At 69.9% G+C, this 13,260-nt stretch carries 12 protein-coding genes; 5 read left to right on the forward strand and 7 right to left on the reverse strand.

Annotation, left to right across the window (positions count from 1 at the left end; genetic code table 11):
- The first annotated feature begins 59 nt into the window (after positions 1-59).
- Positions 60-1,271 (forward strand): D-mannonate dehydratase ManD, encoded by a 1,212-nt coding sequence (gene manD / locus SGCZBJ_RS22855; RefSeq protein ID WP_101720209.1) that lies wholly within the window; start codon positions 60-62, stop codon positions 1,269-1,271.
- Positions 1,272-1,373: 102 nt separating this feature from the next.
- Positions 1,374-2,126 carry a FadR/GntR family transcriptional regulator gene (locus SGCZBJ_RS22860; RefSeq protein WP_101720210.1) on the forward strand — a complete coding sequence of 251 codons (753 nt, stop codon included), beginning with the start codon at positions 1,374-1,376 and terminating at the stop codon, positions 2,124-2,126.
- 57 nt (positions 2,127-2,183) lie between these two features.
- Here the strand turns inward: SGCZBJ_RS22860 and SGCZBJ_RS22865 are convergent, their stop codons facing one another.
- Positions 2,184-3,491 carry a hypothetical protein gene (locus tag SGCZBJ_RS22865; protein WP_101720211.1) on the reverse strand — a complete coding sequence of 436 codons (1,308 nt, stop codon included), beginning with the start codon at positions 3,489-3,491 and terminating at the stop codon, positions 2,184-2,186.
- A gap of 41 nt (positions 3,492-3,532) precedes the next feature.
- A complete protein-coding gene (locus SGCZBJ_RS22870) occupies positions 3,533-4,315 on the reverse strand; it encodes an EndoS/ChiA family endoglycosidase (protein ID WP_101720212.1) in 783 nt (260 codons plus the stop codon).
- A gap of 146 nt (positions 4,316-4,461) precedes the next feature.
- On the opposite strand from SGCZBJ_RS22870, the gene SGCZBJ_RS22875 reads away from it, so the two are divergent.
- Both SGCZBJ_RS22875 and SGCZBJ_RS22880 read left to right on the forward strand, forming a co-directional pair.
- Positions 4,462-5,055: a TetR/AcrR family transcriptional regulator gene (locus tag SGCZBJ_RS22875; protein WP_101720213.1), complete on the forward strand. Its 594-nt coding sequence runs from the start codon at positions 4,462-4,464 to the stop codon at positions 5,053-5,055.
- Between the two features lie 32 nt (positions 5,056-5,087).
- Entirely contained in the window at positions 5,088-6,065 is a 978-nt protein-coding gene (locus SGCZBJ_RS22880) for a zinc-binding dehydrogenase (protein ID WP_101720214.1), read from the forward strand.
- 145 nt (positions 6,066-6,210) lie between these two features.
- On the opposite strand, the gene SGCZBJ_RS22885 is transcribed toward SGCZBJ_RS22880, so the two are convergent.
- The 5 genes from SGCZBJ_RS22885 to SGCZBJ_RS22905 all read right to left on the reverse strand — a co-directional run bounded on the left by SGCZBJ_RS22885 (position 6,211) and on the right by SGCZBJ_RS22905 (position 11,186).
- A complete protein-coding gene (locus SGCZBJ_RS22885) occupies positions 6,211-6,792 on the reverse strand; it encodes an SCO family protein (protein ID WP_101720215.1) in 582 nt (193 codons plus the stop codon).
- A 2-nt stretch (positions 6,793-6,794) separates the two neighbouring features.
- Entirely contained in the window at positions 6,795-7,244 is a 450-nt protein-coding gene (locus SGCZBJ_RS22890) for a copper chaperone PCu(A)C (RefSeq protein WP_101720216.1), read from the reverse strand.
- Positions 7,245-7,246: 2 nt separating this feature from the next.
- Positions 7,247-8,575 carry a PepSY-associated TM helix domain-containing protein gene (locus SGCZBJ_RS22895; RefSeq protein ID WP_101720217.1) on the reverse strand — a complete coding sequence of 443 codons (1,329 nt, stop codon included), beginning with the start codon at positions 8,573-8,575 and terminating at the stop codon, positions 7,247-7,249.
- Positions 8,576-8,577: 2 nt separating this feature from the next.
- Positions 8,578-10,626 carry a TonB-dependent receptor family protein gene (locus tag SGCZBJ_RS22900; RefSeq protein ID WP_101720218.1) on the reverse strand — a complete coding sequence of 683 codons (2,049 nt, stop codon included), beginning with the start codon at positions 10,624-10,626 and terminating at the stop codon, positions 8,578-8,580.
- A gap of 140 nt (positions 10,627-10,766) precedes the next feature.
- Entirely contained in the window at positions 10,767-11,186 is a 420-nt protein-coding gene (locus SGCZBJ_RS22905; RefSeq protein WP_165799416.1) for a DUF2946 family protein, read from the reverse strand.
- A 100-nt stretch (positions 11,187-11,286) separates the two neighbouring features.
- On the opposite strand from SGCZBJ_RS22905, the gene SGCZBJ_RS22910 reads away from it, so the two are divergent.
- Complete coding sequence (locus tag SGCZBJ_RS22910) at positions 11,287-13,083, forward strand: DUF885 domain-containing protein (RefSeq protein WP_101720219.1); 1,797 nt, start codon at positions 11,287-11,289, stop codon at positions 13,081-13,083.
- Positions 13,084-13,260 lie beyond the last annotated feature (177 nt).

Consider the following 13,260-nt stretch of genomic DNA (forward strand, 5'->3'; position numbering starts at 1 on the left):
AAACGAAAGGGAGGAAGACTATGCCGCCGGCGAACCGGCGCCGCCTCAGAAAGACGCCGATGCTCAAGATCACCGCCGCCAGGGTCATCGTCACCTGTCCGGGCCGCAACTTCGTCACCCTGAAGATCGAGACCAGCGACGGCGTCTACGGCATCGGCGACGCCACCCTGAACGGGCGCGAGCTGGCGGTGGCCAGCTACCTGAACGACCACGTCATTCCCTGCCTGATCGGCCGCGACGCCCACCAGATCGAGGACATCTGGCAGTACCTCTACAAGGGCGCCTACTGGCGGCGCGGGCCGGTGACCATGTCGGCGATCGCCGCCGTCGACATGGCCCTGTGGGACATCAAGGCCAAGGTCGCGAACCTGCCGCTGTACCAGCTCCTGGGCGGCGCCTGCCGCACCGGCGTCATGGTCTACGGCCACGCCAACGGCGCCAGCATCGAGGAGACCCTCGACAACGCCGCCGTCTATGCCGAGCAGGGCTACAAGGCCATCCGCCTGCAGTCGGGCGTGCCGGGGCTGAAGACCGTCTACGGCGTTTCCAAGGACCGCTTCTTCTACGAGCCGGCCGACGCGGCCCTGCCCAGCGAGAGCCTGTGGTCGACCGAGAAGTACCTGCGCAGCGTGCCGCCGCTGTTCGAGGCGGCGCGCGAGAAGCTGGGCTGGGACGTCCACCTGCTGCACGACGTGCACCATCGCCTCACGCCGATCGAGGCCGGGCGCCTGGGCAAGGATCTCGAGCCCTACCGCCCGTTCTGGATGGAGGACGCCACCCCGGCCGAGAACCAGGCCAACTTCCGGCTGATCCGCCAGCACACCACCACGCCGCTGGCCGTGGGCGAGGTGTTCAACTCGATCTGGGACTGCAAGCAACTGATCGAGGAACAGCTGATCGACTACATCCGCGCCACCGTGGTCCATGCCGGCGGCATCACCCACCTGCGTCGCGTGGCCGCCTTCGCCGACATGCACGGCGTGCGCACCGGCTGCCACGGGGCCACCGACCTGTCGCCGGTCTGCATGGCCGCGGCCCTGCACTTCGACCTGTCGATCCCCAACTTCGGCATCCAGGAATACATGCGCCACACGGCCGAAACCGACGCGGTGTTCCCGCACGCCTACAGCTTCGAGGACGGCATGCTGCACCCCGGCGAGGCCCCCGGCCTTGGCGTCGACATCGACGAGGACCTGGCCGCCAAGTATCCCTACAGCCGCGCCTACCTGCCGGTGGCCCGTCGCGAGGACGGCTCGATGCACGACTGGTGAGATCGCCGGCGCGATCTTGTCAGACCAAATAGCGGCGGCGTCCGACAAGGGTTATGTTATCGGTGAGGGACCATCGGTTCCGAGCGTCGATTCCAGGAAGCCATGTCGGACAACGTCAAGCTCTACCGCAAGATCGCGGACACCGTCGCCGACGCCATCGAGGCGGGCCAGTACAAGCTGGGCGACCGCCTGCCGACCGAGCGCGAACTGGCCGAGCAGTTCGGCGTCTCCCGCCCCACCCTGCGCGAGGCGATGATCGCCCTGGAAATGCTGGGCATGATCGAGGCCCGCCACGGCCTGGGCATCTATGTCACCGGCGACGTCCGCCCCGTGGCCCCGCAGGCCGCAGAGCGCGAGACCGAGATCGGCGCCTTCGAGCTGATCGAGGCCCGCCGCCTGTTCGAGGGCGAGGCCGCCGCCCTGGCCGCCACCTCGATCACCGAGGAACAGATCGCCCAGCTTGAAAGCCTGCTCGAGCGCATGCACGAGGAGGAGGAAATCCGGGGCGAGGACGCCGACCGCGAGTTCCACCTCGTCATCGCCGCGGCCACCGGCAATGGCGCCATCATCGCCACGATCGAGAACCTGTGGGACTGGCGCAACCGCTCCGCCCTGGCCCGCAACATCCTGGCCCGCGCCCGCGGCATGGGGCTGGAGCCGCGCATCGCCGAGCACCGCCGGGTGGTCGAGGCCTTGAAGGCCCGCGATCCCGCCGCCGCCCGCCAGGCCATGCGCGACCACCTCGAGCGAGTGATCGAGCACCTGCTGCACGCCACCGAGACCGAGGCCGTCGAGCGCGCCCAGCAGGAAACCAACGCCCGCCGCGACGCCATCGCCAAGCGCGTAGCCATCTAGAACGCAAAACGCCCCGGCGGAGACCGCCGGGGCGCCGTTGCGAGCCTGCCCGCGACCTTAGGTCGGCGTGCGCACGGCCATGCCGCGGAGCCAGAAGTAGGTCGTGCCGGTGCTGGCCACCTGCAGGCTGAAGGTGTTGGCGCCGGCCTTCACCAGCTGCGGCGGCACCACGAAGTAGTTGGCCTGGTAGCCGAAGCCGCCGCCGGGCACGACGTAGTTGGAGATGATCTGCGTGCCGTTGACGCTGAGGCTGACCGGGGCGTTGCCGTCCTGGTTGCCGTTGCGCGACACCAGACCGTCGAACTCGAACATCAGCGCCGCCGAGGCCGCGGCCGCCTGGTAGGTCACCGCCACCACGCCGTTCTGGGCGATCTTCACGTGGTCGCCGGCGAAGCTGCCGTCGTTCTGAGAGACCGTCAGCTGGTTGGTCTTCGGCGGCGAGACCGAGAAGTCGGCCGTGGCGACCGGCGTGTAGAACTGGCCCTTGGAGACGGCGAAGTCATAGAGCCAGAAGAAGGTGGTGGCGTTGGGCGACACCGTCAGGACGATGGTGTTGGCGCCGGACACGCAGAGCTCGGCGGGCACCGCCACTTCCACCCACTGCGGCCCGAAACCGCCGCCCGGCACGGTGTAGTCGGCCAGGATCGGCTTGCCGTTGAAGATCAGCGAGATCGGCGAATAGCCTTCCTGGTTGCCGTTGCGCGACACCAGGCCATAGAGCGCGACGCTGACCTGCGCGCCCGGGCCGAGGTCGGTCAGCGAGAACTGCAGGCCAAAGCTGGTGTTCTGGGCGTACTTGTAGTGATCGCCCGCGAAGCTTCCGCCGTTGGTGGTGATCGACAGGCCGGGGCTCAAGGCGACCGGCGAGACCCGCAGGTTGGCGGCCAGGGCCTTGCCGACATAGGGGCCCGAGACGAAGTCGATCTCCAGGCCGTAGAGCCAGAAGAAGGTCTGGGCGTTGCCGGCCACCTGCAACTGCAAGGCGTTGGGGCCGGCCTTCAGCAGGGCCGCGGGGATCGGGAAGATCGCGTCCTGCGGGCCGAAGCCGCCGCCCGGCATGGTGAAGCCCGAGACGATCTGGCCGCCGTTGACCTGCAAGGAGATCGGCGAGAAGCCCTCCTGGTTGCCGTTGCGCGACACCAGGCCGTTCACCCGCACCGCCAGGGTCTTGGTGAAGGCGTCGGCGTCCAGGTTGAACTGCACGGTGACGGCGTCGTTGTTGCCCAGGCGCTGGTGGTCGCCGGCCGGCGAGCCCCCGAGGGCCGAGATCGACAGCCCCTGGGTGGTGGGCGGCGAGGTGTTGAAGACGGCGGCGCCGAGCACGAGGCCGATGGCGGCGGTGTCAGTCGAGACGATGGCGTTCATGATGTTTCCTCCTTGATTGAACTCGGTTTTCGAACTCGCACTCAGGACAGGTTTTCGGAGATCTCGGCGCACCACTCGGCGGTCTGGTCCGTCGGCGGCGCGTTGAGGTTCCAGAGCATGATCCCGGCCTTGGACGCCCCGGGCGGGTTCCAGCTGGCCAGGGGCGCCAGGTCGGCGAAGGCGGTGTTCTGGCCGGCGTTGGCGGCGTCGGCGACGCCGATGGCGACCTTCTCGGGCCCGACGAGCCCGGCGTACTGGTCGAACATCTCGGTCTGGCCCTGCACGTCGTTCCAGTAGGCCATGGTGGCGACGAACGAGATCTGCTCCTTGACCTGCGCCAGGTAGGCGTCGCGCGTCACGCCCAGATAGACCGGCAGGGTCAGCAGCGCGTCCGGCCCCAGCGCCGCGCGCAGCGCCTTGATCACTTCGACGAAGTTTTCGTCGGGCGTGTAGGAGACGTCCTCGTTGTCCAGGTCGACGCCGTCCAGGCCCCAGTCGTCGACGACGATCGCCTTGACGTTGGCGGCATAGGCCTTCGGGTCGAGATTGCCCCAGCCGCCGGGATGCCCGTCCCAGTTCGGCTTGCCGTTGATCGACATCAGCACCTTGACGCCCCGCGCCTGCAGCGCCTTGGCCCCTGCACGGATTTCTTCGGCGCTATGCTTGCTGGTCAGGAAGTCGAGCGTGATGGTGTCGCCCTGATCGCTCGGCGCGTTCACCGCAAAGGCCAGCGCCACGACGCCCACCGAGGCCGGCGCGGCCTCCGGCGGCGGACCGCCCTCGTTGTAGCCGAGCCAATAGGCCATGAAGGTCTGACTGGTCATTCCGAGCCCCCTGAAAACAACCTGAGGGCGATAATGAATTTTCCACACTCAATAGATGTGCGATTCCGCACACGCAACCCAAGGATGCAAAAAATTCGCAAGACCAACAACTAGACGACCGGTCTATTATTTCCTATATCGAGGCTATGACCGCCCGCAAGAAGTCCGAGATCACCCGCGAACACATCCTGGCCAGCGGCCGCGAACTGGTGCTGCGCCAGGGTTTCGGCGGCATGGGCCTGAAGGAGCTGCTGGACGCCAGCGGCGTGCCCAAGGGTTCGTTCTATTACTACTTCGCCTCCAAGGAGGCGTTCGGCTGCGCCCTGCTGGAGGACTACTGCGCCGAGTACGGGGCCAAGCTGGCCGCCCTGTTCGACGCCCCCGGCAGCGGCCGCCAGCGCCTGATGGCCTACTGGAAGGTCTGGCTGGACGGCGACACCGCCTGCGGCATGGCCGACCGCTGCCTGGTGGTGAAGCTGGGCGCCGAGGTCTCCGACCTGTCGGAGGACATGCGGCTGATCCTCGACACCGGGGTCGAGCGCCTGGTGCGCCGCATCGCCGCCGTCATCGTCGAGGGCCGCGACGACGGCTCCCTGCCCGGCTCGGACGATCCGGTCGCCACCGCCCGGGCGATGTACGCCCTGTGGCTGGGCGCGGCCATCCTGGCCAAGCTTTCCAAGGACCAGACGCCCCTGCGCGAGGCGATGGCCACCACCGAGATCCTGCTCGCGGCCGCCTGAGCCGCCCCTTCATGACAACAAGGAGAACACCCATGCGCAGCGCGATCCACGAGACCTTCGGCGATCCGGCCGAAGTCCTGGTCCTGGCCGACAGCCCGATCCCCGAGCCCGGCCCCGGCAAGGTGCGGGTGCGCACCCTGCTGTCGCCGATCCACAACCACGACCTTTGGACCGTGCGCGGCAACTACGGCTACAAGCCCGCCCTGCCCGCCATCGGCGGCAGCGAGGCGGTCGGCGTCGTCGACGCCGTGGGTGAAGGCGTCGACGCGGCCCTGGTCGGCCAGCGCTTCGCCGTGGCCGGCGTGCACGGCAGCTGGGCCGAATTCTTCATCGCCTCGGCCGCCGGCCTCGTGCCCGTCCCCGACGCCATCCCCGACGAGGCCGCCGCCCAGCTGATCGCCATGCCGTTCAGCGCCATCACGCTCCTTGAGACGCTTGGCGTCGCAGAGGGCGACTGGATCGCCCAGAACACCGCCAACGGCGCGGTCGGCAAGACCCTGGCCATGCTGGCCAAGGCCCGCGGCGTCAACGTGATCAACCTCGTGCGCCGCGACGCGGGCGTGGCCGAACTGGCCGAGCTGGACATCGACAACGCCGTCTCCACCGCCGACGCCGACTGGAAGAAGACGGTCGCCGAACTCACCGGCGGCGCGCCGATCAAGGCCGCCGTCGACTCCATCGGCGGAACCGCTTCGGGCGACATGGCCGACCTCCTGGGCGAGAACGGCCTGCTGGTTTCGTTCGGCTCGATGACCGGCGAGCCGATGCAGATCTCGTCGGGCGCGGTGATCTTCAAGCAGCTGACCGTGAAGGGCTTCTGGGGCTCGACCGTCTCGGCCAACATGGCCCCGGACCTGCGCCGCAAGCTGATCGGCGAGCTGCTGACCCAGGTCGCCACTGGCAAGCTGAAGCTGCCCGCCGACGGCGTCTACGGCCTCGACCAGGTGTCTGAAGCCGTAAAGGCCTCGCTGACCCCGGGCAAGACCGGCAAGGTGCTGCTGCGGCCTTGATTTAGCGGCGGAAACCTCGCCCTTCGACAAGCTCAGGGTGAGGTTTCTCCCGCGCCGCGAGCTATGACCGGTCCTCACCCTGAGCCCGTCCCCCGGGTCCGACCTTTGGTCGGCCCGAGGATGAACTCCGGGCGAGGACCACGCACTACCCTTTCAGCAGCGCCTTCAGCTGCGCCAGGCCCCGCTCGGGCGGGCTGCCATAGCCGATCGGCTCGACGAAATTGCCCTTGGCGTCGAACAGGTAGACCGCCGACGAGTGGTCGACCGTGTATTCCCCGCCCTCGATCGCCACCTTGCGGTGATAGACGCGGTAGGCCTTGGCGGCCGCGTCGGTCTGCGCCGTCGTGCCGGTCAGGCCCCGGATGCGGTGGTCGAAATTCGACAGATAGAGCTTCAGCTGCTCGGGCGTGTCGCGCTCGGGATCGACCGAGACGAACACCACGTTCAGCTTGTCGGCGTCGGGACCCAGGTCCTTCAGCCAGCCGGTCATCTCGGTCAGGGTCGTGGGGCACACCTCCGGACAGAAGGTAAAGCCGAAGAAGATCGCCGTGGGCTTGCCCAGCAGGTCCTTATCGGTGACGGCCTTGCCGTCCTGGTCGACCAGTTGGAACGGCCCTCCGACCTTGGCCGAGGCGTTGGCCTTGGCGTGCTCGGTCGTGCGGTCGCAGGCGGCCAGGGGCGCGGCGCAGATCAGCGCCGCCAGGACGAATTTGGACAGAATACGCACGTCTACTTGCCTCCCACGGCCTTGACCGGCGCGTTGATCGCCACCGGCGCCGCGAACTTGAACCGCAGCGTCAGCGGCACGCTGGCGCCCGCCACGAGATCGATCTTCGGGCCGATGACCATCAGGTGCTCGGCCCCGGGCTTCAGCGCCACGGCCTGGCCGGCCGGCAGCGCCAGGCCTTCCGGGAGCTTGCGCATGCGCATCACCCCGCCGTCCATCGACATGGTGTGGATCTCGGCCCGGGCCGCCGCCGGGGTCTCCACCGACACCAGCTGGTCGGCGACCGAGGCGGTCAGGGTCAGGTAGCAGCCGCCGGCCGGCGCGCCCTTGGGCGCGGCCCGGCACCAGGCGCCGTCGACGGCGACCTTGGGCGCCACCCGGGCGGGCGGCGCGGCCTGGGCGGCGCCCGCCAACGCGCCGGCTGCGAGAACGGAAAGCAACAGGGTCTTCATGGTCAGGCTCCAGCCTCGAGGCGCCGCCAGGGGGACAGGCGGCGCAGGATGAGATCAAGCGACAGGACCGCCGCCAGCGATACGCCGACGAGCGGATAGAGAACGGCCAGGGGCAGGACGAGGGCCAGCAGCCCCAGATAGGCGCGACGATCGGCCGGCGGGACCGGAGCGGCCAGCCGCCCCTTCGGCCGGCGCTTCCACCACATGACCACGGCCGAGACGCCGAGCAGCCAGACAGCGACGCAGCCGGCCAGCATCACCAGCTTGTTGAAAAGGCCAAACTGCTGGCCCTGATGGACGGCGATGCCCCACTCGATGGCCTTGGCCGCCGGCCCGAAGTCGCGATAGCCGAGGTCGGCGATAACCCGACCGTCGCCGCCGTCGAGATAGAGGGTGCGGGTGCGCTCGACCCGGTCGGGCATGTAGGCCGCTGTCCAGGTTCCGCCGTGGGCCTTGGGCAGGGTCAGGGTGAAGCCGTCGTCCAGGCCGGCGGCCTTCGCCCGCTCGAAGACGGCGTCGACGCCGAGACTTGTATGACCGTGGCCCGACACGGGCGCGGCACGGGCCTGCAACGCCCACGGCACGCCTTCGCTCGGGGCCTCCCCCGCATGGTGCGGCTGGGCGACCGGCGGACGCGGGCGCCCCCAGCCGGCCTGCGTGGTCAGCTGCCGGACCTCCTTGCCCCAGACGGCCGACCACGGCATGCCGGTGACCGCCAGGAACAGGATCACCAGCCCCGCGAAGATCCCGGTCACCGCATGCAGGTCACGCCAGAAGACGCGCCTGGCCGGCGCGCCGCGCACGCTCACTACGCCGCCGCCGCGTCCGCGCGGCCACCATAGGAAGATCCCCGTGGCGACCAGCACGATGGCCCAGCCGGCGACGATCTCGACCAGCAGGTTGGCGACGGGGCCGGCGATATCCAGGCTGTGCAGCCGCTTGACCACGCCCATCGCGCCGCCCGGCGCGCCGACGCCCAGCACCCGGCCGGTGTGCGGATCGACATAGGCCGTCCGCGCGCCCTCGTCGGTGTCGAGCGCCAGTTGCACGGCGCGGTCGCCGCGCGCGGGGACGACTACCTGCCGGACCTTGCCGCCCGCCGCCACCTCGGCGGCGGCGACCCAGGCCGAGACGGGCGTCGCCCCCGGTGCGTCGGCGACCACGGCCAGCGGGCGCTGGACGATCGCGGTCAACTCGTCCTTGAACAGGTAGAGCCCGCCGGTCAGCGCCAGCAGCATCAGGACGGGCAGCACCAGCAGGCCTGCATAGAAGTGCCAGCGCCAGAAGGCGCGATAAACCTCGCCGCCCGGGGTTTCGCTTGCCCTCGCCATGGTCAGAAAGACACCGTCACGCCGCCGAACACCGAGCGGCCGTCGCCCGGCCAGACGGCGGCGGTGGCGGCCGTCCAGGTGGTGGCCGCCTGGACGTTGGAGACATAGGCCTCGTCCGTCAGGTTGCGGGCGTCGAGGAACAGCGAAACCTTGTCGGTCGCCTTCCAGCCGGCGTTGAGGTTGAGGATCGCATAGGACGGCGCGGTCCTGGTGTTCTTGTAGTCGATCCACTGGTCGCTGGCGGACCACTCCACCGACGGCGCCAGGAACCACCGCGCCGCCGCGTCGTAGCGCAGCTCGGCCCGGTAGAAGTGCTTGGGCACGATGGGCAGGCGGTTGTCGCCGTACTGGGCGTCGCCGTCGAAGCGGAAGTCCGACAGGGTGTAGGTCTGGCGCAGGCGCCAGCGCGGCGCGAAGGCCCAGTCCAGCGCCGCCTCGACGCCCTGGTGGATCGTGTCGTCGGCGTTGAAGGTGGCGGCCGGGTGCTGGCTGTCGACGGCGAACTGCAGGAGCTCGTTCTTCAGCTTGGCGCGATAGGCGGTCAGGTCGTAGGTGAACGTCCCGCGATGACCGCGCGCGCCCGCCTCGGCGGTCCAGGCCTCCTGCGCCTGGATCGGCGCGAAACCGACATTGCTCGGCGACAGCGAGCTGAAGTTGGGCGGCTCGACCGAACGGGTGACATTGGCGAACAGCTGCGAGCCGTCGTCGCCCTGCCACAGCACGCCCACGCGCGGCGACACCCACTCGTAGTCCTTGTCGGCCGTCAGGTTGAAGGTCGAGGCTGCGGCCGGAACCTTGAAGCTCTGGTAGTCGCGCTCGGCCCGCCCCCAGGTCAGGCCGCCGACCAGGATCACGTGGTCGGTGACGAACAGGCGCCCCTCGCCGAACACGTCGGCGGCCTTGGCGTTCTGCAGCGACAGCGACTGCAGCGCGCCGCGCCCGCCCCGGACGTTGGTGTAGAAGGCCGAGTCCAGGTCGCCCTGGCGATACCAGGCGCCGAGATAGGCGTCGGCCTTCAGCCCGCCGACCTCGCCGTCCCAGTCCAGCCGCCCGAAGGCGCCGTAGTTGCGGCTCTGCTGGTCGATGACCTGGAAGATCGGGTGCTCCAGGTCCTTCCACACCGCATAGACCGCGCCCTGGAACACCGTGTGCTCGTCGAGGCGCCAGGTGGTGCGCAGCGAACCGCGCAGACCGCGCTGGTTGCGGGCCTGGTCGTTGGCGAGGCTGGCCGCCGCGCTCTGGCGCGGATTGGCCTGGAACTGGGCCAGGGTCAGGGCGCCGGGGATCTCCTGGGCGATGTTGGAGCCGTTGAGGATGAACCGCACCTCGCGGTCCTGGCCGAAGCTGCGGCCAAGATTGAGGGTGGCGAACTGGATGTTCTGCTGGCTCTGCGAGCGCCAGCCCTGGCTGGTCTGGTTGGTGGCGGCGGCATAGAGGTCCCAGTCGCCCGACTGGCCGGCGATCGCCGCATGTTCGCGGATCAGGCCGAACGAGCCGCCGTCGACGCGTAATCGGGCGTTGAAGCCGGCGTCCTTCCCGGTGGGCGTGACCATGTTGATCGCCCCGCCCAGCAAGGCGCCGCCGAAGCGCAGGGCGTTGCCGCCGCGATAGACCTCGGCGTAGCGGGTGTTCAGCGGATCGGCGATCTGGCTGTCGCCATAGCCGTCGGCCTCGTTCAGCGGCACGCCGTCCTGGGCCAGCAGAAGGCCGCGATTGTGGCTGGCGTTGCCTATCCCTGAGCCGCGGATCGAGATGCGCACGTCCCCGCCCCACTTGCGCTGGGCGTAGACGCCGGGGGCGTCGCGCAGCATGTCGTCCAGGGCCAGGGCCTGGCGGCTGGCATAGGCCTCCTGCGAGATCACCGACACCGCGCCAGGGGTTTCGGAAAGACGCTTGCGGGCGTCGGCGACGACGGAGGGGTCTTCGGCGTTGCGGCGGGCGGTGACGATCACCGACGAGACGGCGGCCTCGGCGTCCTCGGGAGTCTCGGCGAGGGCGGCGGCCGGGACGAGCGCGGACAGGGCGCAGGCGGCCAGGAGAACGGATTTCATCTTCAGGTCCTTGGGCCGCGCCTTGCGCGACCATAAGTAGGCGGATCTTGGCCGGGCGCGGTCTCGCACGCGGCGTTGCGAACCCGGCGCGCGGCCGGGCGCTCCGCCGGTCGCGCGACTTAGGGGCGCGCGACTGGCGGTCAGATCAGCAGGCTGGGAGGACCTCTGGCCGGCAGCGGCGGCGCGGCCAGGCCCCGGCCCGGGGCCAGGTGGACGACACGGGCCGGCTGCGGCTGGGCGGCATAGGCGACGAACTCGACCGGCGCGACGGCCAGGTCGGCCGGCGGCGCGCCCATCGGAACGCCCAGGGCCGCGAAGGCGCAGGGGGCGTCGGCGGGCTTCTCGTCGGCGTCCTTCTTGTGATCCAGGCGCTCGCCGGGCGCGACGACCATGGCCCCCTGGCCGGTGCAGAGCACCAGGGCGAAGGGCAGGGCGTTGCGCGGTTCCGGCGCGGTCATGAAGCCGGCCGGGATCAGCACCTTCAAGGCGACCGCCAGCGCCGCGAGCGTCATGAAGACGGCGCGGGCGTTGGTCCAGCGATGGAAGGTCGGCCGGGTCACGCTCCAGGCTTTAGCTCAAGCGGCGCGGATTGTCCTTGGTCATTCCGTCCCAGCCACATCATCCCTGGCGCGAAACGCGGCGCAGGGTACAACCGACCCCATGATCGACCGCCGTTCTTTCCTCGCGTCCGCCGCCGCCCTGGCCGCGCCCCTTCCCGCCCTGGCTCGCGAGACCGAGGGCGAACGCCTGACCGCCGTGCTGGAGGGCCTGATCCAGAAGGCGATGCTCGACTCGCCGCAGCTGATGACCCTGACGGGCATGGACGCCGGCCCCAACGCAGCCGCGCGCGGCAAGCTGGACGACCGCTCGCCGGCCGGGATCGCCCGCACCCGCCAGCTGTTCGTCGACCTTCAGACCCAGCTGGCCACCTTCGACGCCAAGGCCCTGACCGGCATGGACCGGGTCAACCACCGCTCGGCCGCCTATCTGGCCGACACCACCTTGCAGAGCTACGCCATGCCGTTCGGCGATCCGAACGTCGGCGTCGCCGTGCCCTACATCGTCTCGCAGCTGTCGGGCGCCTATCGCGCCGTGCCCAGCTTCCTGGCCGACACCCATCCGGTGAAGACCAAGGATGACGCCGAGGCCTACCTCTCGCGCCTGTCGGCCTTCGCCGGGCTGCTCGACCAGGAAACCGCCCGGGCCCGCGCCGACTTCGCCAAGGGCGCCACCCCGCCCGACTTCGTGCTGCGCACCACCCTGGCCCAGTTCTCGGCCCTGCTGGCGCCGGCCCCGGCCAGGTCCGAGCTGGTCACCGGCCTCACCCACCGCAGCGCCGCCATCCCCGGCGAGTGGGAAGCCCGCGCATCGAAGATCGTCGAGGCCGATGTCTATCCGGCCCTGCGCCGCCAGGCCGACCTGCTGACCGCCGCCCTGCCCACGGCCACGCACGACGCCGGCGTCTGGCGCCTGCCGGACGGCGAGGCCTACTACCGCTACGCCGTGCGCTCGGCGACGACCACCGATCTGGCCGGCGAGGAGATCCACCGCCTGGGCCTGGAGCTGGTGGCGCGCTTTTCCGCCCGCGCCGACACCATCCTCAAGGCCCGCGGCCTGACCAAGGGCCCCGTCGGCGCCCGCATCGCCGCCCTGCGCCGCGACCCGGCCAACCTCTATCCCAACGACGAGGCCGGCCGCGCCGCCCTGCTGGCCGACCTCGAGGCTAAGACCCAGGCCATGCGCGAGCGCCTGCCCGGCTATTTCGGCCGCCTGCCCAAGGCCGGGGTGAAGATCCAGCGCATCCCGCCGTCGATCGAGAGCGGCGCGCCCGGCGCCTACTACACCCCGCCCAGCCTGGACGGCTCGCGCCCCGGCCTGTTCTCGATCAACCTGCGCGACACGGCCGAGCAGCCGCGCTTCGACCTGCCGACCCTGGTGTTCCACGAGGCCATCCCCGGCCACCACCTGCAGAACGCCCTGATGATGGAGGCGCCGGGCATCCCCACCCTGCGCCGCCTGCCGATCTTCTCGGGCTATTCCGAAGGCTGGGCGCTCTATGCCGAACAGCTGGCCGACGAGATGGGGGCCTACAAGGACGATCCGCTGGGCCAGCTCGGCTACGTCGCCTCGATGCTGTTCCGCGCCTCGCGGCTGGTGCTCGACTCCGGCATCCACGCCAAGCGCTGGAGCCGCGAGAAGGCCATCGCCTACATGTCGGAAACCCTGGGCGACGCCGAAAGCTCGGTCACCCGCGAGGTCGAGCGCTACTGCGTCCAGCCGGGCCAGGCGTCGAGCTACATGCTGGGCTGGCGCACCTGGACGGAAAGCCGGGCCCGCGCCGAAAAGCGCCTGGGCGACAGGTTCAGCCTGAAGGGCTTCCACGACACCGGCCTGACCGCCGGCACCATGCCGCTCGATGTCCTGGCCTCGTTGATCGACGAGTGGAAGGGGAGTTGAGGATCACACCCCTGAGCACCTTCCCACCCAAACGGCTCGTCATCCCGGAAAGCCCGCAGGGCTTATCCGGCGACTGTGTTGGGTCAAGGCTGTTTGAGCCAGGGCTGGCCGGCCTTGAGCATGCTGTTGGCGGCGACGACGAGCTTCCTGGCGATGGCGACGAGGGCGACCTTTGCG

Source organism: Caulobacter zeae, assembly GCF_002858925.1.
GTDB lineage: Bacteria > Pseudomonadota > Alphaproteobacteria > Caulobacterales > Caulobacteraceae > Caulobacter > Caulobacter zeae.